The organism is Chishuiella changwenlii (assembly GCF_900142565.1).
Classification (GTDB): domain Bacteria; phylum Bacteroidota; class Bacteroidia; order Flavobacteriales; family Weeksellaceae; genus Empedobacter; species Empedobacter changwenlii.
In genome coordinates, this window is sequence record NZ_FRBH01000012.1 from 30,840 (window position 1) to 56,776 (window position 25,937).

Here is a 25,937-nt window from a genome sequence, read left to right on the forward strand (position 1 = left end):
TCTATAAGCCTTAAATTTACTTTATATTTATGAATTTTACAATCATTTGAAATTAATAGAACCTTATTTTCTCTACTTTTGCAACATAACAATCTATAAATGAAAAAAAATTCTACTAATTATTTACATATCTATATCCCTGTATTTGTCGGATTAATTATTCTATTTGTGGGACTTAAAATAACAGAATCTTATGGTATAGCTATTTTTCTTTTGTTACCTTTTTTTATTGGCTTTTTAACAACTATTTTATTAAAAAAATACAGAAATGATATTTTTAGCATAAAAAAAGTAATATTATTAAGCTTTTTAAACATTATGATTATTTCATTGGGAATAATGGTAGTAGCAATAGAAGGTTTAATTTGTGTTGCAATGGCATCTCCTATTTTATTGGCTTTTTCTGCGATAGGTGCACTTACAACATTTCTTTATATTGATAAAAGTGTAAGAAATATTAATTCTATTATCGTATTATTTTCTATTTCTATTATTGGAGTATCATTTGTAGAAAAAGAGAATATTCCATCAGTATCTCATGTAACAACTTCTATTATTATAGATGCACCAATAGAAAAAGTATGGGAAAATGTAATTACTTTCCCAGAATTAGAAGAGCCAAAAGAACTTTTATTTAGAGCTGGAATTGCTTATCCAATTAATGCTACAATTGATGGTAAAGGAATAGGTGCAATTAGGTATTGTAATTTTACAACTGGTAGTTTTGTAGAGCCTATTACAACTTGGAATGCTCCACATCATTTAGCTTTTGATGTGTTAGAACAACCTGCACCAATGAAAGAAATTTCTTATTGGGATTTTGATGCAGCACATTTACATGATTATTTTATTTCGAAAAATGGGGAATTCAGATTAAAGAAAATTAGTCAAAATAAAACCGAATTAATTGGTACTACTTGGTACACGCATCATATTTATCCGGAATTTTATTGGAGATTATGGAGTAATCACATCATTCATAAAATACATTATCGTGTACTTAATCACATTAAAAAGGTTTCGGAAAATTAGTTTCTAATGAGAAACTAATTTTAAACCTAATATTGAACCTATTAATGTAATAATAAAAAATATTCGCCAAAAGCTAATATCTTCTTTAAAAAAGATAATTCCAATTAATACAGTTCCTACAGCTCCAATTCCTGTCCAAACGGCATAAGCTGTTCCTAATGGTAATGTTTTAGTGGCTTTTATTAGAAGTGTCATACTTGCTACCAAACATATGGCAAAACTAGTATACCATAAATACATGGTAGAACCTGTTGTTTCTTTTGCCTTTCCTAAAGAAGAAGTAAACCCTATTTCGAAAAGCCCTCCTAAAATTAATAAAATCCAATTCATTTTCTTTTTTTATGCAAAGTTGGATCCTTTAATTGGTTTATTTTTTTACATATGTAAAAAAATAAACCAATTAAATTTCGGAACGAATTCTACTTAAAGTAACTTGAGAAATTCCTAAATAAGATGCTATATATCCTAATTGTACTCTATTTATTAAAGATGGATTTTCTGTTAAAAGTTTTTCATAACGATTCTTTGCTGTTCCTATTTGCCTAGAGATGAATCTTTCTTCTGTATTTATTAATTCTATTTCTGCAAACTTTCTTCCCCAGTTGGCTATTTCTAAATTTGATAAATATAAATCAAATAACTCTTTCATTTCTATCTCATACAATTCACAATCTTCCAATAATTGTATTGTTTCGTAGCTTGGTTTATTTATAACATAACTTCTCATAGAAAGAATACAATCTCCTTCTCTTCCAAACCAAAAAGTAATTTCGTTACCATCATCTATTGTATAAGCTCTAGCCATTCCTTTTCTTATGAAATAAACCTTTTTTTCAATTTTATCAGCATCCATTAAAATTGTATTTTTAGGAAGCGACACTAATTTTATCTTACTTATTATTAATTGTAAAGATTCATTACTTAATGTAGAAAAATCTTTTAAAATTTCTTCAATATACATGGTATAGTTTATAGAGTAAAAATAAACATTTGAACATATTTTTTTTGAAAAAAAATTAAAATCCTAACATACATCAATAAAAATAATTTTGGTCTGTTTTAAATTTGCGTCATACAATAACAAAAATAAAATATGAAAATTTTAGCATTTGCTGGTAGTAACAGCAAAAACTCAATAAACAAAGAATTATTAAATTATACTTTAGGAAAATTAGAAAACGTTGAAATTGACTTAGTTGATATTAACGATTTTGAGATGCCTATTTATTCTATAGATCGTCAAATAGAAAATGGTTTTCCTGAATTAGCTGTTGATTTTCATAAAAAAGTGGAAGCTGCAGATGGTTTAATTATTTCTTTAGCTGAGCATAATGGTAATTTTTCTGTTGCTTTAAAAAATATTTTAGATTGGGTTTCTCGTATCGATATGGCGTTCTTAAAAGAGAAAAAACTTTTATTATTAAGTACTTCTCCAGGAAGTTATGGTGGTGGAAATGTAATGGAAGTTGCAACAAAATATTTCGGAATGTTTGCTAGTGGAGAAATTATAGCAAGTTCTACTTTTCCATTTTTTAATGATAATTTTAAAAATGGTGAAATTACTAACGAAGAGCTTAAAAATACAATTGCAGAGAAAATTGAGATTTTTCAAAATTCTTTTGTAATAGCTTAATAAATACTTAATAACTTACTATTTCATGTAAAAAATCCGTTTTCAAATCAATATGAAGACGGATTTTTGCTTTTATATTACCCTATATTATCTATCAGTTTAAAATAATCTCATACGTAATATCAATTCCACCATTAGCCAACATATCGTGTACACTACAATATTTTTTTACAGCTAATTCTGCGGCTTTATTTGCTTTATCAGAATCAATATTTCCTTTTAAATAAAACGTTATGTGAATATTCGTAAAAATGTTTGGTATTTCTTCTCTACGTTGTCCTTCTACTTCAACTTTTATATCTTCAATTTCTTGACGTTGTTTCTTTAAAATTTCTCCTAAATCAAAAACACTACAGCTTCCTAATGCAATTAATACCAATTCCATTGGTCGAACACCTTTTCCTTCTCCACCAATAGATTCTGGTCCATCTATATTAACTTTTACAGAAGAACTTGCTGCTGTTGCTTCATAATGAGAAGCATTATTTATTCTGTTTAATTCTATTTTCATTATAAATTATTTTAGAATCGGTTTGAATTTCGATTTAAATTTTGCAATTTTTGGTCCAACAACTGCTGAACAATAAGGTTGATCTGGATTTTCGTTATAGTATCCTTGATGATAATCTTCTGCTGGCCAAAATTTATCTAAAGGTTCTACTGTAGTTACAAATTTATCTTCGTACAATGTTCCATTATCAAATTCTTTAATAGATGCTTCTGCTTGTTGTTTTTGCAACTCAGAAGTATAAAAAATACTCGAACGATATTGTGTACCAACATCTTCCCCTTGTCTATTTAATTGTGTTGGATTATGAATATTCCAAAAAATTTCTAATAGCTCTTTATATGATATTATCTCTGGATTAAATGTAACTTCTACAACTTCTGCATGATTTGTATCTGTATCACAAACTTGTCTGTAAGTAGGGTTCTCTACGTTACCTCCTGCAAAACCAGATAAAGCTTTCTCTACTCCATTTATCGAATTAAAAATTCCTTCTACGCACCAAAAACACCCAGCTCCTAATACTGCTACCTCAACTCCCATAAATAGTGACTTTATATTATTTTATTAATTTTATTTAAATAATTTGCACAAAAATTTCACATTAGAATGCATAACAAATATATAACATTATCACTTTATTTTTAATGATTATATCTCCAATAAAGTATCATATAAAATAGTTTTCTAAGAAATTTCCTCCTTAATTTTTTATTGTAACTTGCCAACAGTTTTTATAGAAAAATATACTATTAATTTTATTTTAGATATGAAAAAATATTTAACTCCATTGTGCTTTGGTTTATCATTTTTCGCCTTGGCACAAAATATACAAATTGTTCCTCTTGGTGTATATGGAGGAAGCAACGAAAGTAACCTATCTTCTTATTTAATTGGAGAAGAAAATACCACTAATTATTTAGCCTTAGATGCTGGTACAATTTATAGTGGAATTGAAAAGGGAATTGAAAAAGGTACATTTTCAACAGATAATTCAACTGTTTTAAAAGATTATATAAAAGGATACTTTATTTCTCATGGACATTTGGATCATCTTTCTGGAATGATTATTAATTCGCCAGAAGATACTAAAAAACCTATTTATGCTATTACAGAAACAATTGATGTTTTAAAAAGTAAATATTTCACCAATACAGCTTGGGCAAATTTTGGAAATGAAGGTGAGAGTCCTATTCTTAATAAATACCAATATCGCTCTTCTCAAATCGGAAAATCTTTTCCAATAGAAAATACAAATTTTACTGCAACAGTTTATGAACTAAGCCATGTAAATCCTTTAAAAAGTGCTGCTATTTTAATCGAAAATAGTAAAAATGCTGTACTTTATTTTGGCGATACAGGAGCAGATAGAGTAGAAAAATCTGATAAACTTTCTATAATCTGGAAAAATATAGCATCTAAAATAAAAGCTGGAAAACTAAAAACTTTAATGTTAGAAGTTTCCTTTTCTAATGCTCAACCCGAACATTTACTTTTTGGACATTTAACACCAAAATTAATTAACGAAGAGATGGAAAAATTAGCAAAAGAAGTTGGTAAAAAACATCTTAAAGACTTAACAATTATTGTTACACATATAAAACCTAAAGGTGATAATGAGCAAAAAATAATAAATGAATTATCAGAAAATAATCCTTTTAAAATTAATTATGTTTTTCCAAAACAAGGTGAAAGAATCGTGATTAAATAATAACAATTATTATATTTATTATTTAAAGACAGGATAATTTTTGATTATTTATTTTAGTCGGTCAATTTTTGTGTTTTCAATAAAATAGTGATTTTGTTATTTTATTTTTTGGGTTCTCTACTTTAAATTTGAGTAAACCACAAAAAAAAATGACTGCACAAATAGGAGAAATTTTATTAATAGATCAACAACAGTTTATCATTGCCGAACAGCCATTGCATAGCTATTTTAAATCTTTAAATCATCCTCCCTATTTTACACCTCCTTCTCCAACTTGTTGGCGAGGGTATTATGGAAAATGGGAATTAAGAAATGATGAATTATATTTAATTAATTTCAAAGGTTATTTAGATGATTTGTTCGAAGTTGAGCTAAATTATATTTTCCCAACAAAGGAAGAAGTTTTTGCTGATTGGTATTCTGGAATTATTAAAATTTCACAAGGAAAGTTAATTCAATTCAATCAATTAACTCATACTTCTATATACGAAGAAGATATATTGCTTTGTTTCGAAAATGGAAAACTAATAGATTATATCTTACATAGTAATTGTACAAATTCTGAACAAGAAGTTAAAATATAATCTTTAAGTAATAATTTTTCTTCATAACAAGTTTATATTTGTTTCGCTAACAAAAAATAATTTTTTATGAAGAAAAAATTTACCTTTTTCCTATCTTTACTTACATTAATAATAAATGCACAAGTTTCTGTAATTGATAACAAATTTGCATTACCTATTTCATTTTATAAAACTACAGATGATTTTATAAATAATAATATTACCGCAAATGATAAATTTGCTTTGGTAAAAAATAAAACTAATCTAACAAGACAACAATTTGACTCTATTTCTAAAACGTCAAATATCTTAAAATCACAAAAAATTATTGATAAAAAAACTCTTCAGGAATTTGAAGAAGGAACAAGATCATGGGCTTTAAAATACAATGAAAACTATTTTTTTAATTTAGGATATTCTACTGATGTTAATAGTTGGAGTACTTGGGTAAAATTTGATGTCATTGGTAAGTACTGTTTAATCTTTATTCCACAGAATTCATATATAAATAATTTAATAGGAAATTCAAACGGTGGACTTGGTTTAAATGGTATTTTAATGAAAGAATCTACCAAATGGGGTACAAACTTTTCTAATAATAATAACAATACGAGAATTATTTTTATTGATACTACGAACCAAAAAGGTCCATTTTTATCAAGATACAGAAGTAGTATTGGAAATTTACTTACAAAAAAGACATTAAAAAAACTGGCGAAAGAAAACAATGTTAGTTTCAATGAAAAAGAAGCAACGTTTGATGATATTGTTAATTTTATAACAACATTAAATAATAACGCAAAATCATAAAAAATAAAAGCCAGCTTATAGCTGGCTTTTATTTTTTATGATGAAATGTAACAAGATTAGCAATTTTCGATAACGCTTTTTACTACTTTTATTACATTTGGCATTGCGCTATTAGCTGCATTTAATACATCTTCGTGCGATACATCAAAAGAAATTTCTGGTCCACCTAAATCTGTTATAATAGAAAGACAGAAAACTCTCATATCCATATGGCGTGCAACAATTACTTCTGGAACAGTACTCATTCCAACAGCATCTCCTCCAATAAAACGAACTAAACCATACTCAGATGGTGTTTCGAAAGTTGGACCTTGTAAACCAACATATACTCCTTGATGAACTAAAATATCATTTGCTTTTGCAAATTCAGCAGCTTCATTCAACATTTCTCTGTCGTAAGCTTTTGACATATCTACAAAACGAGGTCCTAATTCATCTATATTTTTTCCTCTTAATGGATGTTCTGGCATCATATTAATATGATCCTTTAATAACATAATATCTCCAACTTGGAAAGCAGGATTTACTCCTCCAGATGCATTTGATAAAATAACTTTTTTAATTCCTAATCCATTAAAAACACGCATTGGGAAAGTTACTTCCTCCATTGTATAACCTTCGTAATAGTGAAAACGTCCAGCCATCATAAGAACTTTTTTACCTAAAATAGTTCCGTAAACTAAATGACCTTTGTGTCCTTCTACAGTTACTTGTGGAAAATTTGGAATATCTTTATAATTAATGATAATTTTATTTTCTACCTCATCTTCTAATTTTCCTAAACCTGAACCTAAAACAATTACAAATTCTGGTTGATCTGGTAATAAATTATTGATGTGCTTTACGGCTTCATTAATTCTGTTTAACATACTCTAAAATAGTTTGATTAAATTTTTCTTTATCGTTTATATCAATACTAATCGGAATATAATACAAGTCTTCTTTTATCATGGATTCTTCCATCAAACGCATATAATCTTTCTCTGTTGTAAGAATAATTTTATCGAATCGACTTCTACCTTCCGTACTTTCGTATCGTGTGTAAATATACTCAATTTCTGATTGACTAAAGTTATGATGATCGGGATATTCTAAATGTAGAACATTTGCAAAATTTTGTTCTACAAACTTCACTAGTCCTTCTGTTTTTGCTATTCCTGTAACTAAAATCACATTCAGATTTTTCCAAGCAGATTTCTCTATTTCGTCTAACTTACTAATCAGTTTATTAGAATAGATAATTTTAGAGAAAAACAATTGTTGATGAGATCTCAATTTTATTTTAGATGAAATTTCTTTAAATTTCTCTTCTGATATTTGGTCTGGACATTTTGTCACAATAATTATATCAGCTCTTTTTACTCCACTTCTACTCTCACGTAAATCTCCTGCTGGTAAAAGAAAATCTTTATAATATAATTGATTAAAATCTGTCAACATTATGTTAAATCCAGATTTTATTGCACGATGTTGATATGCATCATCCAACAAAATAGCTTCTGCATTATAATGTTCAATTAATTTTTGCGCACCAAAAACTCTATCTTCACAAACAGCTATTAATATTCTATTTTTAAAACGTTGAAAAAATTGCATAGGTTCATCACCTATTTCATAAACCTTTGAAGAGTAATTTGCAATTAAAAAACCAGATGTTTTTCTACCATATCCTCTACTTAATGTACCAATTAATTTTTCATTTTTCAATAAATCTATTAAGTACATTATATGAGGAGATTTTCCTGTTCCGCCAACAGTTAAATTTCCAACATTAATTATTGGAATATTAAAGGATTGAGAACGCATTATTCCTGTATTATAAAGCCCATTACGAACCGAAGTTCCTATCCAGTATAATGCAGAAAAAGGAAGTAAAAGTCTACGCCAATTCATGTTTGTTTTTCTATTTAGCGAAAATACTATTTTTCGATTATATTCTAAAAAAAATATATCATACAATTTGAAAATTTAACCAAAAAAAAGCTTTTTCTAATTGTAGAAAAAGCTCTTTTATTAATCGTATATTTTTTTAAGTTCGCCTGCGTAAGTTGTTTTATCTTCTATGGTCCAACCATATGTTTTTGCAAGAAAATATAAATCTCCAAGATTTTGAATAAGTTGCTGATGTGCTTCTTTTTTTAATGAAGTTTTATCTATTGTTTTTTCAACATGTTCAACAGCTCGTTTTTTTATTCCATTCAAATCATCTTTACTAAATTTATTGAATGTGCTTTGATCCATATCAAAAAAACTTACATCAGGATAAACTGTTATTTCTACTGGAGGAATAGACTGAATAATAATTTTCTTATTAACTGAATCTAGTTTAATATCCATCTTTTTTAAATCGTACGTTGCTTGTGCTTTTGCTTTTACCAACAATGTAACTTTTTTATCTGCTGAATAAAAGCTAGCTAAACCTGGTAACGATTTTTTTGATGTATGGTTATATAAATCAGAATACGTTTGTTCAGCAACAACCATTTTATTCATCCTTTCTATCTGGTATGCAATAACGTGTGATTGTTCGCTGTAATCTTCTGTTTTAAATTTATTGATAATAAAATAAGTAATCATTACACCAAATAAAAAGGCAACGATGATTACAATTACTCTGCTTAAATTTTTAATCATTTGAATAATTTGGTTTCAATGGAGTTCCATTCACAATTTGTGCCAAATCTTCTTCTAAATAACCCGAAACCGGAGATTCTACAATACGACCAACTTCTTTTTTATTTTTATCATAAACGATAATTGTCGGTACATGTGTAATATTTTTCCCAACTTCTTCACCGTTTATGCTTTTTTTCTGTCTATCTACAGCAAAAGTAGTTAGTTTATTTTCTGGGAATTTTATATCATCTAAAATTTTATACAAACGTGGTAATTCTCTTCGAGAATCTGGACACCAAGTTCCTATAAAAACCTCTAATGTATAATTTTGTAAGTTTTTTAATCCAGCTAATTTTGGTTTTTCAACTTCGTAAGTATCATATTCTTCTTGATACCATTTTTTAAAATCAACATCTTCTAAAGCTTTACGCTCAAATTCACCTACAAGCATTTTTTTTCCACTTTTAGTTATAGATTGATTAAGTACTTTTGCTTGAGCATAACTGTAACTTGTAAATGCTAAAGCTGAAAAGAGAGATAGTATTATTATTTTTTTCATTGTTAATTTAGTTTTTAAGCATATAAATTTAGTCAATAATCTGACCATTTTCACACTTTATTTTTCCTATTTCAAATGTTGCAATTTGATTAAGTAATGGGTAATCTTTTCCTATTCCTTTAAATAGTTCTTTATCTGCATCTAATTCTAAATGACCAACAAATTTTCTTAAATCTCCTATTTCTATAATTTTTGCAACTTGTTCTACTAAATTATTTTTTTCAGAATAAACGTCTTCAAAATAAATTCCTAAATCTATAAGTGAAGAATTTTCATTTTGTTTTATTAGAACATTACGAATAATAACATCTAAAAATTTTTGTCCGTTTTGAGGTATTGATGAATATTCATCATAAGGAAACTCTGTTTTTGTTGTTAAAGCATTTAAACCAGAAATAATTGCCAAAGCATTGTATTCTCTAGTTCTATTTCTTTCATAATCGTTTGGATAATGTCCTGCCTCAAACAAAACACAAGGATACCCCATTTTGGTAAAATTATCTCCTGTTGACATCGGGTAAAATTCTGAAGTATAACGACCAATTTTCCCTGGAATTACTTTTTGTAAATCAGAATTTATTGCTTGAATTATACCCATCGTTTTTTTACGAACATCATTTACTTCTTCTTCTAAATTAAAAGAAGGCGCTAAGAAAGATAATGTAGCTGGCTCATTTGTTTGTCCTACATTAAAAATTGTTCTTTGATCGTGAAGATTAAACAATACATCATAATTCCCTTTTTCTACTTGATTTAGTAAAACATGAATTTCAGTTGATTGTTTGGCTAAGAAATCTCTATTAATATCTATTCCAACAGCATTTCTTCTCGTATTCACATTTGCTCCATCTGGATTAAGCATTGGAATAAAATCAATCGTTAATTGAGATAAAATAGTTTGAGCAAGTGTAGAATTTGCTTCAAAAAAATTAATTACATCAAACATTGCACGAGTTCCAGAAGATTCATTTCCGTGCATTTGAGACCATATTAATACTCTTTTTTCTCCTGTACCAAATGATAATTTATAAATCGGATTACCTAAAAAAGATGAACCAATTTGCTCTTTTTCAGATGATTTTATAGAGAAGTAATGATTTAACTGTTCAAAGTTTAACCATTTTTTATCAAAACCTTCTTGTCTAAAATTAGGATAATCTTTTTCTAATTGATTTATATCTAACATTACTTAATCGCTTTTTTAAACGTTTTACGTCTTTTATGATTAACAGGATCATAAGGCTTCCATAATGCTTGTACATTCTCATTATCAGCTAATTCTGGATTTGTTTCTAAGAATTTGATATTATTATTTCTAAAAGTATCAAACATTGCACTAAAAATAAGTGCTGTAACTCCTTTACCTTGGAATTTTGGATCTATTCCTATCAAGTAAAATTGAGCAGAATCGTTATTCTTACTTGCTTTCATTAAATGCCACCAACCAAAAGGGAATATTTTTCCTTTCGCTTTTTGCATAGCTTGAGAATAAGATGGCATTGTTATAGCAAATGCAATCATTTTACCTTCTTCATCTACTACACAGTTAACAAAATCTGGGTTGATAAATGGAATGTATTTCTTTTTATAATAGTCTATTTGGTAATCAGCAATAGGTACATAAGTGTCTAATTCGCTGTATGTTTTATCTAACAAATCGAACATTTCGTCTACATAAGAAATAATTTCTGATGTTTTTTTAAACTTTAATTCCTTCAGTTTATAACGTTCGCGTATAATTTTATTAAACTTAACAACTTTCTCTGGTAAAATTGTTGGTGCAGGTAATTCATACTCTACCCACTCATTTGCCATTTCAAACCCTAAAGATTCTAAATGTTGAGGATAATATGCGTAATTATATAAACCAACCATTGTAGCTAATTTTTCAAATCCCATTGTAAGCATTCCTGCTTTCTCTAAATTAGAAAAACCAACTGGACCTTCCATGTAGTCTAAGTTATTCTCTTTTGCTATTTCTTCTACTTTAGATAAAAGTGCTTTTGTAACTTCTATATCATCAATTACATCAAACCAGCCAAAACGCATTTTGTTTTTGCCTTGCCCTTTTACTTCTTGCCAATTGATAATAGCAGCAATTCTTCCGACAATTTTATTGTCTTTTTCTGCTAGGAAATAACGTGCTTCTGCATCTTTAAAAACTGGATTTTTAGAAACATCTAATGTTTCCTTTTCCTCGTTAATAAAAGGCGGAACGTAATATTTATTCTCTTTATATAAGTTCATTGGAAATTTAATAAAAACCTCCAAATCATGTTTTGATTGTACTTCTTTAATACGAATGCTCATAGCCTACAAATGTAATAAGTTTTGACTATTTTATTAAAAATATATTTTAAACATAACCAATAAATTTTATTTCTTTTTATTTAGAATAAATAAAATTAATATATATTTGGAAAAAATTTTTACATGAAAAAACTTTTATTTATTCCATTAATTGCATTAGCAACTTTTTCTTATGCACAAGATTGTACACCAGTTACAGAAATTAACGAAGATTTTAGCACATTTGCTAATGATGCATTACCACAAAAGTGTTGGTCGTCTAAAGTAACTGAAACAAGTAGAGGATATGTGATTCCAAATTCTCATCTCCAAGCTTATAGTTTGTTTTCACCAAACGTACCAATTTATTTTGTAACACCTGAGATTTCTGAATTTACAGACATTCAAAAATTATCTTTTGATGCATTTGTTACAGGTGGTTCTTTTCCAGGAAGTACAGGAAGTATTCAAGTCGGAACACTAACAGATAAAAATGACATCACTACATTTGTTCCTGTAACTGAGGCATATGAATTAGTGGCAGAAGAAAATAAAGTTCGTTATGAAAATGTCGCGCTTGGTTCTTCTACAACTGCAAAATTTATTGCGTTCAAATTTACTCCAAGAATCAATCATATGGCTATGACATTAGACAATGTAACATTTGGTGAAGGAAGTTTAGGAACTGATGACATTAGAAAAGTACAGAAATTAGCTGTTTATCCAAATCCAGCTGTTGATGTATTAAACATTAAATCTAACGCTAAAGTTTTATCATATGAAATTTATGATTTAACAGGAAGAAAAGTTGGAGCAGGAAATAATTCTGATAAAGTAAATGTATCTAACCTATCTAAAGGAAATTATATTATTAATATTGTGACTAAAGATGGAAATACAACAACTAAATTTATCAAAAAATAATCACTTTTAATATTTTAACTTAGTATAAAGCGTTATTGAAATAGTTTTCAATAGCGCTTTTTTGTTGCTTGACTTTTTATTGTTTTTTAGATATAAAAATCTAAAAAATGTATTTTTGTCTTATTATTACGGTTGGAATACTTTTTGACAGTAACTAAATATAAACTATTAATAAAATTAAAATACATGACAGGTTATTACATTATTATTGGTCTTTTTATGCTAATCAGTTGGTTTGTAAGCAACCAACTACAAAGCAAATTTAGGCATTACTCTAAAGTACATTTAGCAAATGGAATGTCTGGTAGAGAAATAGCAGAAAGAATGTTGTCAGATAATGGTATTACAGATGTAAAAGTTATCTCTACTCCTGGACAGTTGACAGATCACTACAACCCAGCAGACAAAACAGTAAATTTATCAGAAGTCGTTTATCATGAACGAAATGCTGCGGCTGCGGCTGTTGCTGCACACGAATGTGGACATGCTGTGCAACATGCTGTTGGTTATAGTATGCTACAGCTTCGTTCTAAAATGGTTCCGATGGTAAACATTGCATCACGATTAAATCAATGGATTTTGATGTTAGGTTTAGTTGTAATGATTTCTTCTAAAAATGCAACATTATTATGGATTGGTATATTTTTATTTGCTGTTACAACAGCATTTGCATTTATCACTTTGCCAGTAGAATATGATGCTTCTAATAGAGCTTTAGCTTGGCTAAAAGGAAGAAATATGTTATTACCAAATGAATATGATGGCGCAAAGGATTCTTTGAAATGGGCTGCTCGTACTTATCTTGTAGCTGCTATTGGTTCATTAGCTCAATTATTATATTTTGTAATGATGGCAATGGGCGGAAGACGCGATTAATATTGAAATATAAATATCAAAACAAAAAAGGTTAACCGTTGGTTAACCTTTTTTGTTTAATGATATAAATACTTCATAATCTTGAAGACAACTTCCTCCTCCTCTTTAATCATTTTACTTTGTACGCTGTACTTTATAAAACATTTTAATTAATTTGCTCCGCCGTATAATCACTTTCATTTCCTAAACGATCAACAGCTTTTAAAGCAACAGCATTTAATTTTTTACCATTTTTCTGCTTAGATATTGTTTGACTAGTTTTTGAACTATCTAAAATATTTGTTTCCCAATCATTATTATAACGAGTATATAAAACCCACTTAGAAACATTATTAGATGTTTTATTATCATTCCAGTTCATTACAACATCTGTTGTTTTATTATTAATATATAAGCTTGGTTTTGCTAAACGATCTCCTTTAATCCAATTCATATTTGGTATTAACGCCTTTTGCTTATATGGCCCTTCTTTTAAATAAGATAACATGGTTGGATTTTTTGATAAACCTGCAATACTCCAATGTACAACACCAACATTATTTTGCAATATCTCTCCAGCCATTTTTACTTGGTTTGTAATTTCTGTTGTTCTATCAGAAACTTTTACTTCTACCGTATTTAAACCTGGCCAAAGGTGACGATTATGTGTATTTTCTGATTTCCACCATTCTAATAATTTAGGAAAACTTTGTCCTGTTGAATTGATTGGCCAATATAATTGAGGCGAGAAATAATCTACCCAACCTTTATTTAACCATAATTTTGCATCTGCATATAATTCATCGTACTGAGAAGAACCCGTGATTCCTGCTGGATAACCTGGTTTCCAAATTCCAAAAGGACTAATCCCAAACTTAACGTAAGGCTTCTCCTTTTTAATTTCTTTATATATACGTTCTATAATTGTATTAACGTTTTCTCTTCTCCAATCTGCACGAGATAATTTACCTCCATTTTTTACATAAATATTCCAAGTCGAATTATCTGGAAAATCTGCTCCTCCATTGTAAGAAGCGTATGGATAAAAATAATCATCGAAATGAATTCCATCAATATCATATCTAGAAACAATGTCATGAACGACATCAGAAACGTGATTTTGTGTTTTTTTATCTGCAGGATCAAACCAGTACATTCCGTTCTTAAGACGTACTACATTTTCTGGAGATTTTTTTACCATAGATTCACTTGTTACCGCTCCTCCACTACTGTGATGTGCGCGATAAGGATTTAACCATACGTGTAACTCTATTCCTCTTTTATGCGCTTCTTCTATCCAAAATTGTAATGGATCATAATATGGATATGGACTTTTCCCCTGCTCTCCTGTTAAGAAATATGACCATGGTTCTAAGCTACTTTTGTATAATGCATCAGCCGATGGTCTTGCCTGAAAGATTACCGCATTAAAATTATTATCTTCTAACATGTCTAATAATTTTATAGCTTCTTCTTTTTGCTGTTCTGTTGTAAGATTTCTTTTAGATGGCCAGTTGATATTGGCAACTGTAGCAACCCACGCAGCGCGAAACTCTCTGTTAACTTCTGGTAAAGTAACTTTAAAAACACCTGTGTTAGGTTTTTCTGTTTCAGTTTTTACAACCGGAGTTTCTGGCTTCTTTACTGGTTGAACTGGTTTAGTAGTAGTTTTTGGTACGCGTTTATAAACAACTTTTTTATGTGTTTTACTTGTAGAACACGAACTTAGTATTATTAAGATAAAGCAAAATAACCCTATTATTTTTCCAATTTTATTATTCATTCTTTCAGTAGTATCGACTATTATACATTACAAATGTACTAAATATACCATAAAATAAATGCACAAAAAACTGTGCATCTATTTTTTATGAAAATAAGTATTTATAATAATATATATTATTGTAATTAAATTATATCGTCTTTAAATATAATTCTTGTAATTCCGCAGCAGAAAATGTTTTTGAAGGCAGATTCTGAACTAATTCTCCTTGCTTCATAATTCCAATATTTGTTGCAACACTTACTGCATTAAAAATGTCGTGAGTAGCCATTAAAACAGTTCTTCCTTCTTGTCCAAATTGACGAACTATTTCTGTAAACTCAGCTGTTGCAATGGGATCTAGACCACTAGTAGGCTCATCTAACAACAAAACTTTTGCATCTTTAGCCAATGCAATAGCAATTCCAACTTTTTGACGCATTCCTTTAGAGTATCCGCCCAAAGGTTTATGGTGAGCAATTTCTTGTAAACCTGTTCTTTTTAAAAAATCAGATAATTCTTCTTTACTATAATTAAACCCTGCTATTTTAGAAAAGAAATCTAGATTCTCTATTCCTGTAAGATTAGGATATAGCAATACTGTTTCTGGTATATATGCTAAATGTTTTTTAATTTCTTGTGGATTATTTTTTACAGAAATCCCATTGATAAATGCATCACCAGAAGTAGACTTTATTAACCCTAAAAGGATATTAATGGTTGTACTTTTTCCTGCACCATTTTGACCAAGTAAAGCAAAAATTTCTCCTTTACCAATTTCTAAATCAAGAGATTTTAGTGCTGTAAAATCATTATATTTTTTATGAAGATGAACAGTTTTTAGCATAATTTTTTGTATTTATTTTGTGATAGAATTAATAGTAGAGCTATAATGATTAAGTAAGGTGTAAAAACACGGTCTAAATTTATTTTTTCTGAATCAATAAATGTTTTTACAGTTTGCTTACTCCAATTGATAACATCGGCATTATCATTTTCGAAAATATGTGGGTAAAAATAAAGTCTTTGCTTTTCATGAAAATCCTTTAAACCATTTGCATAATTTAATTGGTTTTCCATTCCTGTTTTAGCAAGTTTACTTTGCACTAATTGTGTTTGAATATTTGGTAAAATATAACCAATGAATATCGCAGCATTATTTCTCTGTTCCATTTTATGATTATACTGTTTTGATGACAATGAAGATTCTACATCTCCAAGATGTTGCATGGCATAATACCAAATATAGGATGAACTAACATTCTCATCTACATTATAATGACTGAATTGAGGATAAATGACATGAAACCTTTTCATTGTTTCTGCTTTCTTTTCGTCCCATTTGTTATGATAACCTTCACGTTGTTCTATTTGTGCTTGTAAGCCTTCTTTTGTTGGATATACTTTTTGAATAACCATATTTCCTAACATTGGAAAAATAAAATTCATTCCCATCCAAAGTATAACTAAAGAAAGTGCATTCCATGAAGATGATTTTTGGTAACTAATTATCCATCTACTTAAAACAAACCAAAAAATAATATATAATAGTCCTACACTGCTATAAATAATAAAATCATAATTTATCGGAATTGCAATGTAAAATATTGCAACAGTTAAGAGTAGAAAATAGACAAATACAATTGCTAGAAAGCGAATGAATAATTTAGTATCGATAAGTTTTTTTATACTTTTACTTTGCACAACCAGTAATTTCCATGTTCCTTTTTCTTGATCATCTGAAATTACATTGTAACAAAATGCAATAATTACAAGAGGAAAAAGAAAAATTAAGACAAAGGAAAAGTCGAAATTACCAACAACTGCATTTGCTGGGTTAAAGAAATCAGAATTGTTCTTTTGTTCTTCTAAGTTTCTTATTGTAACTCCTTGTATAGAAGGATTAAGGTCTCTTAAGCCTATATTTAATGCCGTTAATTTTGGCATTTCATTTACCAAATTAAACTTTACATAATATAATAGTAATCCTATGTCGTCGCTATGTAATGATAAATTTTTATCAAGACTTTCTTGTTGGTAAGCTGCGCTTTTAGCAATAATATCTTCATTTCTATCTAAAAACTTTTTCCCAGTATATAAAGAGCTTAAACCTGCAAATAATAAAATAATAAGTGAAATAATGTACGCTTTATTTCTACAAAATTGTTTAAATAAGTAATAATTCATTTAGATTAATTTTAATTTTTTAGCACTTAATTCAACACTTATAACACATAATAACAACCAAAATATAATCGCTAAAAATGGAATTATTTGAGAAAAAACACTCTCCTTTAACGAAGAGAATTGATAAGTAAAATCAGGAAACTGTTTCCAATTATCTTTAGTAACCATTGCGGCTTTTTCTCCTGGTAATGGCTTAACATTCGCAATATGTTCTATTTGTAAATCATTCATGCGTTGTGCTAGCTTATAGCGATAATCTTCTGCCTGCAGTTGAAACTGTTGATAAGCAAAATAATCTGTTCCAGAAGCAGTCATCGAAATATTTTTAATTGCCATTAAAGGATTTATAAAACCAAACAATTCGTTTAGTTTTTGTTGGCTATTGTATTTTCTTTGTAGTTCGTTTAAATGATCTTTGTATATTTTTGCACTAATTCTTTCTCCCTCTTTCATTACAATTCCACCGTAATTAACAGGAAGCTCATCTGTTGTTTTTACATTATATTTTGTTAGTAAAGAATCTTTAATATGTTTAAAATGTGGATCATCTGGATTATGACTATTTCCTACTTTTAAAACATCTTCTTCAACTTCTGTTTCTAATGCAATTCTTGATGGTGTTGGATATAAATTTTGAGCTGTGAATTGAACTATTTTCGGTAAAAAAATCACTAAAACTAACCAACAACCAATTAAACTAATTAAAGCTGAAGAAGAGACTTTACTATTTGCAGAAATTAATACCGTTAGTGTACAAAAAAAGAAATAGTAAATCATGTAAGCTGGTAAGATGACTAAGATTCTCGATAAAATATCAATCGTTGTACTTGTTTCTGTTCCAATTGCAGCTAAAAAAACAATTGGAATTACAGGAATTAAAAATAACAAAGAGAATTGCCAAAGTCCCATAATTTTTCCCCAGATAATTGCTCTTGGAGAAGCACCTTGAACATTCAAAATTTTTAACGTAGCATCTTCCCTTTCCCTAACAATTAAACCAAATCCTAAAAAAATAATAATTAAAGGAACAATACATTGTAAAATGAATGCACTACTAAATGCACCAAATCTTACTAAAACACCAGAACTTCCTGCTTCTGATAAATTGGCTGTATTTTGTTTATGTGCTTCTAAGAAAATTACATTCCCTAAATAATCATCCAAACCATTATCAAATACACTTAATGGATGTCCAATTCTAAAAACTAGATACCCATAATGTGCCATTCTATGTGGATGTTTATCTGGTCTACTTTCCCAATTTTTTCGTGTTTCTTCACGATATTCTTTTACTTTGGAAAACGTTTCATTGTATTTTATGAATCCAATTCCGATACTCAGAAAACAAAAAAGAAGAACAGTTGTGGCAATTAGTAGACTTTGCTTGCCTTTGAACAGATCTTTTCGTGTTTTATGAGCGATTTGTTTAAAGTTTGACATTTATTTAAAATTTATAAGTAACTGTTAGTATTTCAATAAAACAGCATTGATTATCATTAGAATATCAATATTTATCATTATTATTTTATAAATAACAATTCGTAATCTGATGTGTAAATTTGAGATTTTTTTACTGTTAAAAAACAGTAATAAACATTGATGTATAGTGAATATGAAAACATTCATTTTCATACTTTAATAGATAGAATAGACAAAGGAATCAACATGTAAAAACATAAAGAATCCATTAAACAAAAAATAAATTATGAACGCATAACCTATTTTAGTTTTAACTATTAAACTACTATACTAAATATGGAGGTGCCCTAGAGCTAAAGAAGTCTAATAAGCATCGATAATTGATTGCCTTTGGTTGAGGCATTTCATTATCAATAATAGAACTAATTGGGGTATCTATAACAATAACTTTTGGCATTAAAACCTGATTCATGTGCATGTGAAGTAAACACTGACACACATCTTCATTATCAATACACGTTTCTTTGTTATCTTGATGTAATTTGGTTGAAGTTGAGTTACTATGCTGAGAATGTTCTATACACACTCCTATTCCACTGACATTTATTAAAAACATCAATAGTAAAGGAAGTATCAGTATTTTTCTTAGAAACTCGCTCATTTTTATTAATGCGACAAAATTACATTAATTTTATAAATCATCACTATCAATGAAAAAAATATAAACAAAAGTTTACATTTTAATAAGAACTAGTTATAAAAAAAGCTACCAAATGGTAGCTTATATCGTATTCTTAGAAAAGAATTTAATATTTTTCTTTTTCTAATTTCTCTTTTAACTCAACAAAATAACTTGGTGCTTTTGCATCTTTAGCAATTGCTTTATTAATCCATTTTAATGCCTGTGCTCTATCTAATTTATTTGTATAATAGTAATTAGCAGAGTTGTAAAAATCTCTTGCAGGAGAATTTTCATTCAACTGAGATTTAATCATATCTAAAACAGCTTGTTTTGTATTTGTTTCTAATTTAACAACAACAGAAACATCATCCCAAGCTAAAACTAAATCTGCTTTATCTTGTTGTACATTTGTAAAACGAATTTCGAATGTTTCTAATTTTACACCTTTCGTTTTTGTAGCAGGAGAATTTACTTTTAAAGCTATATTAGATTCTTTCCACTCCTGAGGATTTCCCCAGTTTTTAGCATCTTTATAAAAAATAACATCCCAACTTTTCTGATTTGGAATTGTGTACAAAGAATATTCACCAGCCGCTAATTCTTTACCATTTACTTTTATTGGTTGATCAAATTTTATAACCGTATTTTCATTTGCACCAGTTCTCCAAACTTCTCCATTAGGAACTAATTTTCCGAAAACTTCTCGGTTATTAATATTTGGACGATTATATTCAATCTCAAATTCAGTTAATCCAACTTTTTGTTCTATTTCTGCATGCGAACTAACTGCTGGAAACTTCATTTGTGCAAAAGCACAAGTTCCAACAAGTAAAGCTAAAATTGTTGATGTATTTTTCATTTTTTACTTTTTATTTTATCAGTTTTTTTATCATAGCCATAAGGACAATGTTTGCAACCACTTTTGCAACAATATCCTCTCTTTTTTAAATATTGAGCCGTAAAAATTCGGAAACCTTCTGGAGATAAATAATAATCTCCTTCTTCAAACTTTTTCATTTCTAATCCTGTGAAATTACAAAATAATTTGAAAAAAAGTTTAAATGAATTCTCTTTATAAATTGTTACTTTTGTAGAAAGCTATGCTTGTTGTACATTCTTAAGATTATCTTTAATTAAACGATTTTTATGTTTGTTATTGTTTTACGTCAAATATTTCGGAAAAACTTTATTGGAATAGCTATTTTTCCATTTATTATTCTGAGAGATAAAAATCTAAAAAACAATCCAACTATTATTAATCACGAGAAAATTCATCTTATTCAACAACTTGAACTCTTAATTTTTCTGTTTTACATTTGGTACATAATCGAGTATTTTATTCGGTTAATTATATCAAAAGATCAACACAAAGCATACAGAAATATAAGTTTCGAAAAAGAAGCTTACGCTAACGAAGACAATCTAAATTATTTGAAAAACCGAAAATTTTATAGCTTTTTAAACTATTTATAAAATGATTTGGAACGAATATAAAGCGGAAATACAAGAAATCAATTTATCTACAATTACTACTCAAAATATTAAACTATGTATTTTGAGAGAGGATTTAAATCATCCCGAAATTTCTGGTAATAAATTTAGAAAATTAAAGTATAATTTAATTGAAGCAAAAGAATTAGGTTTCAAAAAAATTCTAACATTTGGTGGCGCTTTTTCTAATCATATTGCAGCGACTGCTGCTGCTGGAAAATTACACGGATTTGAAACAGTTGGAATAATTCGTGGCGAAGAATTAGAAAATAAAATAGATGAAAATTCTACGTTACGTTTTGCTAAAAAATGTGGAATGAAATTTCACTTTATTTCAAGAGAAGAATACAGACAAAAAGATCAGCCAGATTTTTTAGAAAAATTACAAAAACAATTTCCAGATACTTACATTATACCAGAAGGCGGAACAAATAATTTAGCCATAAAAGGGTGTAAAGAAATTTTATACGATAACTGTTTTAATTTTGATTATATAGCAACCGCTATCGGAACTGGAGGAACTATTGCTGGTGTAATAGAAAGCTCGCAACCCCATCAAACCATTTTAGGCTTCCCTAGTTTAAAAGGTGATTTTATTGTAAATGATATACGTAACTTAACAGAAAAAGAGAATTTTACTATTTTTAATCAATTTCATTTTGGAGGATATGGAAAAGTTAACGAAGAATTAATTACTTTTGTAAATGATTTTAAACGAATTAACCAAATTCAATTAGATCCTATTTATACAGGAAAAATGGTTTTTGGGATAATGGAGTTAATTAAAAATAATTATTTCGAAGAAAATTCAACTATCTTAATGATTCATACTGGTGGATTACAAGGAATTGAAGGAATGAATAAACTTCTGAAAAAAAAGAACAAAACACTTATTGAATGAAAAAGTTGATATACATTTTTAGTTTGATAGCGACAATCGCAACTCAAGCACAAGAAAGTAAAGACGTAACTTACATTCGTAAACACGCTGCTTTAGCTGTTCAGGAAATGCAATTGTATAAAGTTCCTGCGAGTATTACATTAGCCCAAGGATTATTAGAAACTGGTGGAGGACAAAGTAGATTAGCAGATCAAGCCAATAATCATTTTGGAATAAAATGTAAAGGACCAGAAGAATGGTCGCTTGATAAACCAAGAATTTACCATGATGATGATGCTAGAGGTGAATGTTTTAGAAAATATGAATCTGTAGAAGAAAGTTATAGAGATCATTCTAAATTTTTAGCATTAAGACCTTACTACAAGTCACTTTTTACTTTAGATGATAAAGATTATCGTGCATGGGCAAATGGATTAAAAAAAGCGGGTTATGCTACAGATCCTAAATACCCTTCTAAATTAATATCACGAATAGAAAAATACAATTTAGATCAGTTTGATAACATATCTACTGAAGAGGTCTATGCTAAATTATATAACTTATATAATAATCAAGACGATTTACTAGCAAGTAATAATACTCAAAAATACAATACAAAATCTAACAAACCAGAGGTTGTTTTACCAGCTGTTACTACTAAAGAAGAAAAAGTTAGTAAAAAAATAGAATACGAGGTAAGAGAAAAAGCACCTGGTACACGTATCTTAAATCATAAAAATAATATTCCATATGTTGTTGCACAAGCAGGAGAAACAATTGCTTTAATTGCAAAAACATATAATAAAGTTCCATCTGAAATCGCCAATTTTAATGAAATCCAAATGGGATCTAAATTAAAAAATGGACAAATCGTATTTTTTGGTAAAAAGAAATCTAAAGGATCTGACCATTCTTACAAAGTACAAGAAGGAGATGATATGTATACTATTTCTCAACAATTTGGAATAAAAGTTAAGAATCTTTACAAGTATAATAGAATGGAACCTGGAGATCAACCAAGAGTTGGACAAAGGCTAAATTTAAAATCTAAAATAAAAGCATAAATTATTTTTCAATATAAAAGAAATGAGCCGCAAAATTGCGGCTCATTTCTTTTAATATAAATTAAGTATTAAACAGTATGATATTTAAAACTCTGATCGTTTTTAATCGTTTTTACTGACTCATAAATTAACTCAATAACATTTTTTACATCCGACTGATGAACCATTTCAACAGTTGTATGCATATAACGTAATGGCAAAGATATTAATGCAGAAGGAACACCTCCATTGCTATAAGCAAATGCATCTGTATCTGTTCCAGTTACACGAGAACTAACCGCTCTTTGAAAAGGAATATTATTTTTTTCAGCAGTATCTAAAATTAATTCTCTTAAATTATTTTGTACAGCTGGCGCATAATAAACTACAGGACCATCTCCACACTTTTGTTCACCTTCCTTCGATTTTGTAATCATTGGAGTTGTTGTATCATGTGTAACATCTGTAATAATTGCTACATTAGGTTTTATTGTTTGTGTAATCATTTCTGCACCACGAAGACCAATTTCTTCTTGAACAGCATTTACAATATATAAACCGAAATCTAATTTATCTTTATTTTCTGCTAATTTACGTGCTACTTCAGCAATCATAAACCCTCCCATTCTATTATCTATAGCACGACAAACAAAGTAACGGTCATTTAAAGTAAAAAATTCATCTGGATAAGTGATGACACAACCTACATGAATACCAAGTTCTAAAACTTCATCTTTTGATGTACAACCCGTATCTATCCAAATTTTATCTTGTGTTGGTGCTTCTTCTTTTCCTCCTTGACGTAAATGTATTGCTGGCCAACCAAAAACTCCTTTTACAATTCCTTTTTTAGTATGAATGTTTACAACTTTAGATGGTGCAATCATATGATCAGAACCTCCGTTACGTACAACATAAATTAATCCATCATCAGAAATATAATTTACAAACCAAGAAATTTCGTCTGCATGTGCCTCAATCACAACTTTATATTTAGCTTCCGGATTGATAACTCCATAAGCAGAACCATAGTTATCCGTTTTTATTTCGTCTACAAATGGCTTAATATAATCCATCCATACTTTTTGTCCTTCACTCTCAAAACCAGTTGGTGAAGCAGTATTTAGATAGTTTTCCAAAAAATTTAACGATTTCTCGTCAAATAAATTATTTGCACTCATTTTATATATTTTACGAACAAATGTAGTAATTTTAGGAACAATTTTTGAACGATTTTTTTATATGAAATATCATTTGTACTATATTATTACTTTCCTTACGCTATTTTTAAGTGCAAAATTAGATGCACAAATTTTTGGTTTAGATTTAGGAGGTAAAAACCCTGTTCAAGAGATAAAAAATGATTCAATTAATTTAGATGATTTTACATTTAATCCATTAGATACAATTCATTTAAACGAATCAAATTATTATTCTGTTCATTTAAAAACAGACTTAGAGAAAAAGTATTATTTATGGCTAAGAAAACGTGTTAGAGATGTTTGGCCGTATGTAAGAAAAGCTGTAAAAGAATATAATTATGTTTCTGATACAATACAAACAATGGATAAAAGACGAGATAAAAAGAAATTTGTAAAATCTCGTCAAAAAGAATTAGCCGATCAATTTGAGAATCAACTAAAGAACATGTCAAGTTCTCGCGGTCAAATCCTTACTAAATTAATTTACAAAGAAACGAATAAAACAACCTACGAGATAATTAAAGAATTACGAGGAGGTTTAAACGCTTTCTTATATAATGCAGCTAGTGGAGCATTTAATATTGACCTAAAACAAACTTTTGATCCTAGAAGAACAAGAGAGGATTTATATATAGCTGTTATTCTTCAACGAGATTTTGCGGATGGAACTCTTATTCCAGTAGATGAAGATTAATTTATTGTTTAACTAGTTAGTTGATTACAATTATTTGCTGTTTTTTTATTACTTTTGATTTAATAAAGGGAAAAAGTGGGAAAAAATATAAAACGAATTGGTGTATTAACCTCTGGGGGAGATGCGCCAGGAATGAATGCGGCCTTACGTGCCGTTGTAAGAGCCTGTAAATATTATCAAATAGAATCGATCGGAATACGTCAAGGATATGAAGGTTTAATCAACAATGATATGATTGAACTTGGTCCTCGTTCCGTAAAAAATATAATTAACCAAGGTGGGACTATTCTAAAAACTGCTCGCTCAACAGAATTTAGAACACCAGAAGGTAGAAAAAAAGCTTACGAACATTTACAGAAAAACAATCTAGATGCATTGGTTGTTATTGGTGGAGATGGATCGTTTACTGGAGCAAATATCTTTCACAAAGAATACAATGTTCCATTTATTGGAATCCCTGGAACAATAGATAATGATATTTTTGGGACAGATTTCACAATTGGATATGACACAGCTTTAAATACAGTTGTAGAAGCTGTAGATAAATTACGTGATACTGCTACTTCTCATGACCGTGTATTTTTTGTAGAAGTTATGGGACGTGACGCTGGATTTATTGCACTTAATAGTGGAATAGCTTCTGGTGCACAAGATATTTTGATTCCAGAACAACGTGATAGTGTAGAAGATTTATGTGATTCATTAGAACGTTCTGAAGAGTCAGGAAAAAAATCAAGCATTGTTATTATTGCCGAAGGAGAACAATTAGGTGGAGTTTACGAAATTGCAAAGCAAGTAAAAGCTCGTCACCAAGAATATGATATTCGTGTAACAGTTTTAGGACACATTCAACGTGGTGGATCACCAACATGTCATGATCGTGTATTAGCTAGTCGTTTAGGTATTGCAGCTGTAGAAGGTTTATTAGAAGGTAAAACTAATTTAATGGCGGGTATTCGCTCAAACAAAATTGTGTTTACTCCTATCGATGAAGCAATTATAAAACATAACGAAATCGATACTGAATTAATTAAAGTGGCTAACATTTTAGCAATATAAAATATAAAGGGAAATTAT

General features: G+C 28.7%; 29 protein-coding genes. 11 read left to right on the top strand and 18 right to left on the bottom strand.

Going from position 1 to position 25,937, the window contains the following annotated elements; translation table 11 throughout:
- Positions 1-99 precede the first annotated feature (99 nt).
- Positions 100-1,032: an SRPBCC family protein gene (locus BUA86_RS14105; RefSeq protein WP_072933742.1), complete on the top strand. Its 933-nt coding sequence runs from the start codon at positions 100-102 to the stop codon at positions 1,030-1,032.
- A gap of 3 nt (positions 1,033-1,035) precedes the next feature.
- Here the strand turns inward: BUA86_RS14105 and BUA86_RS14110 are convergent, their stop codons facing one another.
- Both BUA86_RS14110 and BUA86_RS14115 read right to left on the bottom strand, forming a co-directional pair.
- The gene (locus tag BUA86_RS14110) at positions 1,036-1,362 is read right to left on the bottom strand and encodes a DMT family transporter (RefSeq protein WP_072933744.1); all 327 of its coding nucleotides are present in this window, start codon (positions 1,360-1,362) and stop codon (positions 1,036-1,038) included.
- 70 nt (positions 1,363-1,432) lie between these two features.
- Positions 1,433-1,993 carry a Crp/Fnr family transcriptional regulator gene (locus BUA86_RS14115; protein WP_072933746.1) on the bottom strand — a complete coding sequence of 187 codons (561 nt, stop codon included), beginning with the start codon at positions 1,991-1,993 and terminating at the stop codon, positions 1,433-1,435.
- 132 nt (positions 1,994-2,125) lie between these two features.
- Between BUA86_RS14115 and BUA86_RS14120 the strand changes: the two genes are divergently transcribed.
- Complete coding sequence (locus BUA86_RS14120) at positions 2,126-2,665, top strand: NADPH-dependent FMN reductase (RefSeq protein ID WP_072933747.1); 540 nt, start codon at positions 2,126-2,128, stop codon at positions 2,663-2,665.
- 94 nt (positions 2,666-2,759) lie between these two features.
- Here BUA86_RS14120 and BUA86_RS14125 read toward each other — a convergent pair whose 3' ends face one another.
- Both BUA86_RS14125 and msrA read right to left on the bottom strand, forming a co-directional pair.
- Positions 2,760-3,176: an OsmC family protein gene (locus tag BUA86_RS14125; protein WP_072933749.1), complete on the bottom strand. Its 417-nt coding sequence runs from the start codon at positions 3,174-3,176 to the stop codon at positions 2,760-2,762.
- A 6-nt stretch (positions 3,177-3,182) separates the two neighbouring features.
- The gene (gene msrA / locus BUA86_RS14130) at positions 3,183-3,716 is read right to left on the bottom strand and encodes a peptide-methionine (S)-S-oxide reductase MsrA (RefSeq protein WP_072933751.1); all 534 of its coding nucleotides are present in this window, start codon (positions 3,714-3,716) and stop codon (positions 3,183-3,185) included.
- A gap of 226 nt (positions 3,717-3,942) precedes the next feature.
- Between msrA and BUA86_RS14135 the strand changes: the two genes are divergently transcribed.
- The 3 genes from BUA86_RS14135 to BUA86_RS14145 all read left to right on the top strand — a co-directional run bounded on the left by BUA86_RS14135 (position 3,943) and on the right by BUA86_RS14145 (position 6,257).
- Positions 3,943-4,884: an MBL fold metallo-hydrolase gene (locus BUA86_RS14135; protein ID WP_072933862.1), complete on the top strand. Its 942-nt coding sequence runs from the start codon at positions 3,943-3,945 to the stop codon at positions 4,882-4,884.
- Between the two features lie 149 nt (positions 4,885-5,033).
- Positions 5,034-5,468, top strand: coding sequence for a hypothetical protein (locus BUA86_RS14140; protein WP_072933753.1), 435 nt, complete (start codon positions 5,034-5,036; stop codon positions 5,466-5,468).
- 66 nt (positions 5,469-5,534) lie between these two features.
- Positions 5,535-6,257 (top strand): hypothetical protein, encoded by a 723-nt coding sequence (locus BUA86_RS14145; protein ID WP_072933754.1) that lies wholly within the window; start codon positions 5,535-5,537, stop codon positions 6,255-6,257.
- Between the two features lie 56 nt (positions 6,258-6,313).
- On the opposite strand, the gene BUA86_RS14150 is transcribed toward BUA86_RS14145, so the two are convergent.
- The 6 genes from BUA86_RS14150 to BUA86_RS14175 all read right to left on the bottom strand — a co-directional run bounded on the left by BUA86_RS14150 (position 6,314) and on the right by BUA86_RS14175 (position 11,742).
- Positions 6,314-7,126, bottom strand: a complete 813-nt coding sequence (locus BUA86_RS14150) for a purine-nucleoside phosphorylase (protein ID WP_072933756.1) — start codon at positions 7,124-7,126, stop codon at positions 6,314-6,316.
- Positions 7,110-8,150, bottom strand: coding sequence for a tetraacyldisaccharide 4'-kinase (gene lpxK / locus BUA86_RS14155; protein WP_072933758.1), 1,041 nt, complete (start codon positions 8,148-8,150; stop codon positions 7,110-7,112). Before lpxK ends, BUA86_RS14150 begins: the two co-directional genes overlap by 17 nt.
- A gap of 120 nt (positions 8,151-8,270) precedes the next feature.
- Complete coding sequence (locus BUA86_RS14160; protein ID WP_229731915.1) at positions 8,271-8,891, bottom strand: DUF4230 domain-containing protein; 621 nt, start codon at positions 8,889-8,891, stop codon at positions 8,271-8,273.
- Positions 8,884-9,432, bottom strand: a complete 549-nt coding sequence (locus BUA86_RS14165) for a thioredoxin family protein (protein ID WP_072933760.1) — start codon at positions 9,430-9,432, stop codon at positions 8,884-8,886. The genes BUA86_RS14160 and BUA86_RS14165 overlap by 8 nt, the downstream gene beginning before the upstream one ends.
- 28 nt (positions 9,433-9,460) lie before the next feature.
- Complete coding sequence (locus BUA86_RS14170; protein WP_083580385.1) at positions 9,461-10,618, bottom strand: M14 family zinc carboxypeptidase; 1,158 nt, start codon at positions 10,616-10,618, stop codon at positions 9,461-9,463.
- Positions 10,618-11,742, bottom strand: a complete 1,125-nt coding sequence (locus BUA86_RS14175) for a GNAT family N-acetyltransferase family protein (protein WP_072933762.1) — start codon at positions 11,740-11,742, stop codon at positions 10,618-10,620. The genes BUA86_RS14170 and BUA86_RS14175 overlap by 1 nt, the downstream gene beginning before the upstream one ends.
- A 123-nt stretch (positions 11,743-11,865) precedes the next feature.
- On the opposite strand from BUA86_RS14175, the gene BUA86_RS14180 reads away from it, so the two are divergent.
- Both BUA86_RS14180 and BUA86_RS14185 read left to right on the top strand, forming a co-directional pair.
- A complete protein-coding gene (locus BUA86_RS14180) occupies positions 11,866-12,645 on the top strand; it encodes a T9SS type A sorting domain-containing protein (protein ID WP_072933764.1) in 780 nt (259 codons plus the stop codon).
- Positions 12,646-12,831: 186 nt separating this feature from the next.
- On the top strand, positions 12,832-13,521 hold the full coding sequence (locus BUA86_RS14185; RefSeq protein ID WP_072933865.1) for a zinc metallopeptidase: 690 nt from the start codon (positions 12,832-12,834) through the stop codon (positions 13,519-13,521).
- Positions 13,522-13,666: 145 nt separating this feature from the next.
- On the opposite strand, the gene BUA86_RS14190 is transcribed toward BUA86_RS14185, so the two are convergent.
- The 7 genes from BUA86_RS14190 to BUA86_RS16150 form a co-directional block, all read right to left on the bottom strand.
- A complete protein-coding gene (locus BUA86_RS14190; protein WP_072933765.1) occupies positions 13,667-15,283 on the bottom strand; it encodes a glycoside hydrolase family 10-like protein in 1,617 nt (538 codons plus the stop codon).
- 130 nt (positions 15,284-15,413) lie between these two features.
- Entirely contained in the window at positions 15,414-16,109 is a 696-nt protein-coding gene (locus BUA86_RS14195; RefSeq protein WP_072933767.1) for an ABC transporter ATP-binding protein, read from the bottom strand.
- Positions 16,103-17,449 (bottom strand): DUF3526 domain-containing protein, encoded by a 1,347-nt coding sequence (locus BUA86_RS14200; RefSeq protein ID WP_072933769.1) that lies wholly within the window; start codon positions 17,447-17,449, stop codon positions 16,103-16,105. The genes BUA86_RS14195 and BUA86_RS14200 overlap by 7 nt, the downstream gene beginning before the upstream one ends.
- Entirely contained in the window at positions 17,450-18,889 is a 1,440-nt protein-coding gene (locus BUA86_RS14205; RefSeq protein WP_072933770.1) for an ABC transporter permease, read from the bottom strand.
- A gap of 304 nt (positions 18,890-19,193) precedes the next feature.
- Entirely contained in the window at positions 19,194-19,454 is a 261-nt protein-coding gene (locus tag BUA86_RS14210) for a hypothetical protein (RefSeq protein ID WP_143147341.1), read from the bottom strand.
- 220 nt (positions 19,455-19,674) lie between these two features.
- Positions 19,675-20,409 carry a DUF2911 domain-containing protein gene (locus tag BUA86_RS14215; protein ID WP_072933774.1) on the bottom strand — a complete coding sequence of 245 codons (735 nt, stop codon included), beginning with the start codon at positions 20,407-20,409 and terminating at the stop codon, positions 19,675-19,677.
- Positions 20,406-20,567, bottom strand: a complete 162-nt coding sequence (locus BUA86_RS16150; protein ID WP_178300429.1) for a DUF5522 domain-containing protein — start codon at positions 20,565-20,567, stop codon at positions 20,406-20,408. Before BUA86_RS16150 ends, BUA86_RS14215 begins: the two co-directional genes overlap by 4 nt.
- 457 nt (positions 20,568-21,024) lie before the next feature.
- Here BUA86_RS16150 and BUA86_RS14225 point away from each other — a divergent pair, with 457 nt between their 5' ends.
- Together BUA86_RS14225 and BUA86_RS14230 are read left to right on the top strand one after the other, a co-directional pair.
- Positions 21,025-21,942, top strand: a complete 918-nt coding sequence (locus tag BUA86_RS14225) for a 1-aminocyclopropane-1-carboxylate deaminase/D-cysteine desulfhydrase (RefSeq protein ID WP_072933777.1) — start codon at positions 21,025-21,027, stop codon at positions 21,940-21,942.
- Entirely contained in the window at positions 21,939-22,985 is a 1,047-nt protein-coding gene (locus BUA86_RS14230) for a glucosaminidase domain-containing protein (RefSeq protein WP_072933779.1), read from the top strand. The genes BUA86_RS14225 and BUA86_RS14230 overlap by 4 nt, the downstream gene beginning before the upstream one ends.
- A gap of 68 nt (positions 22,986-23,053) precedes the next feature.
- Here the strand turns inward: BUA86_RS14230 and BUA86_RS14235 are convergent, their stop codons facing one another.
- Positions 23,054-24,145: a M42 family metallopeptidase gene (locus BUA86_RS14235; protein ID WP_072933780.1), complete on the bottom strand. Its 1,092-nt coding sequence runs from the start codon at positions 24,143-24,145 to the stop codon at positions 23,054-23,056.
- Between the two features lie 61 nt (positions 24,146-24,206).
- Here BUA86_RS14235 and BUA86_RS14240 point away from each other — a divergent pair, with 61 nt between their 5' ends.
- Entirely contained in the window at positions 24,207-24,860 is a 654-nt protein-coding gene (locus BUA86_RS14240) for a DUF4294 domain-containing protein (protein ID WP_072933782.1), read from the top strand.
- A 75-nt stretch (positions 24,861-24,935) separates the two neighbouring features.
- Positions 24,936-25,919, top strand: a complete 984-nt coding sequence (gene pfkA / locus BUA86_RS14245; protein ID WP_262891213.1) for a 6-phosphofructokinase — start codon at positions 24,936-24,938, stop codon at positions 25,917-25,919.
- The last annotated feature ends 18 nt before the right edge of the window (positions 25,920-25,937 follow it).

Coding starts and splice junctions, on each gene's coding strand:
- BUA86_RS14170 (WP_083580385.1), bottom strand. CDS start 10,618: ATGTTAGATATAAATCAATTAGAAAAAGATTATCCTAATTTTAGACAA.
- BUA86_RS14125 (WP_072933749.1), bottom strand. CDS start 3,176: ATGAAAATAGAATTAAACAGAATAAATAATGCTTCTCATTATGAAGCA.
- BUA86_RS14240 (WP_072933782.1), top strand. CDS start 24,207: ATGAAATATCATTTGTACTATATTATTACTTTCCTTACGCTATTTTTA.
- lpxK (WP_072933758.1), bottom strand. CDS start 8,150: ATGAATTGGCGTAGACTTTTACTTCCTTTTTCTGCATTATACTGGATA.
- msrA (WP_072933751.1), bottom strand. CDS start 3,716: ATGGGAGTTGAGGTAGCAGTATTAGGAGCTGGGTGTTTTTGGTGCGTA.
- BUA86_RS14215 (WP_072933774.1), bottom strand. CDS start 20,409: ATGAAAAATACATCAACAATTTTAGCTTTACTTGTTGGAACTTGTGCT.
- BUA86_RS14175 (WP_072933762.1), bottom strand. CDS start 11,742: ATGAGCATTCGTATTAAAGAAGTACAATCAAAACATGATTTGGAGGTT.
- BUA86_RS14160 (WP_229731915.1), bottom strand. CDS start 8,891: ATGATTAAAAATTTAAGCAGAGTAATTGTAATCATCGTTGCCTTTTTA.
- BUA86_RS14205 (WP_072933770.1), bottom strand. CDS start 18,889: ATGTCAAACTTTAAACAAATCGCTCATAAAACACGAAAAGATCTGTTC.
- BUA86_RS14120 (WP_072933747.1), top strand. CDS start 2,126: ATGAAAATTTTAGCATTTGCTGGTAGTAACAGCAAAAACTCAATAAAC.
- BUA86_RS14105 (WP_072933742.1), top strand. CDS start 100: ATGAAAAAAAATTCTACTAATTATTTACATATCTATATCCCTGTATTT.
- BUA86_RS14230 (WP_072933779.1), top strand. CDS start 21,939: ATGAAAAAGTTGATATACATTTTTAGTTTGATAGCGACAATCGCAACT.
- BUA86_RS14150 (WP_072933756.1), bottom strand. CDS start 7,126: ATGTTAAACAGAATTAATGAAGCCGTAAAGCACATCAATAATTTATTA.
- BUA86_RS14235 (WP_072933780.1), bottom strand. CDS start 24,145: ATGAGTGCAAATAATTTATTTGACGAGAAATCGTTAAATTTTTTGGAA.
- BUA86_RS14195 (WP_072933767.1), bottom strand. CDS start 16,109: ATGCTAAAAACTGTTCATCTTCATAAAAAATATAATGATTTTACAGCA.
- BUA86_RS14165 (WP_072933760.1), bottom strand. CDS start 9,432: ATGAAAAAAATAATAATACTATCTCTCTTTTCAGCTTTAGCATTTACA.
- BUA86_RS14190 (WP_072933765.1), bottom strand. CDS start 15,283: ATGAATAATAAAATTGGAAAAATAATAGGGTTATTTTGCTTTATCTTA.
- BUA86_RS14225 (WP_072933777.1), top strand. CDS start 21,025: ATGATTTGGAACGAATATAAAGCGGAAATACAAGAAATCAATTTATCT.
- BUA86_RS14115 (WP_072933746.1), bottom strand. CDS start 1,993: ATGTATATTGAAGAAATTTTAAAAGATTTTTCTACATTAAGTAATGAA.
- BUA86_RS16150 (WP_178300429.1), bottom strand. CDS start 20,567: ATGAAAAAGTTTGAAGAAGGAGATTATTATTTATCTCCAGAAGGTTTC.
- BUA86_RS14185 (WP_072933865.1), top strand. CDS start 12,832: ATGACAGGTTATTACATTATTATTGGTCTTTTTATGCTAATCAGTTGG.
- BUA86_RS14140 (WP_072933753.1), top strand. CDS start 5,034: ATGACTGCACAAATAGGAGAAATTTTATTAATAGATCAACAACAGTTT.
- BUA86_RS14180 (WP_072933764.1), top strand. CDS start 11,866: ATGAAAAAACTTTTATTTATTCCATTAATTGCATTAGCAACTTTTTCT.
- BUA86_RS14135 (WP_072933862.1), top strand. CDS start 3,943: ATGAAAAAATATTTAACTCCATTGTGCTTTGGTTTATCATTTTTCGCC.
- BUA86_RS14200 (WP_072933769.1), bottom strand. CDS start 17,449: ATGAATTATTACTTATTTAAACAATTTTGTAGAAATAAAGCGTACATT.
- BUA86_RS14110 (WP_072933744.1), bottom strand. CDS start 1,362: ATGAATTGGATTTTATTAATTTTAGGAGGGCTTTTCGAAATAGGGTTT.
- BUA86_RS14145 (WP_072933754.1), top strand. CDS start 5,535: ATGAAGAAAAAATTTACCTTTTTCCTATCTTTACTTACATTAATAATA.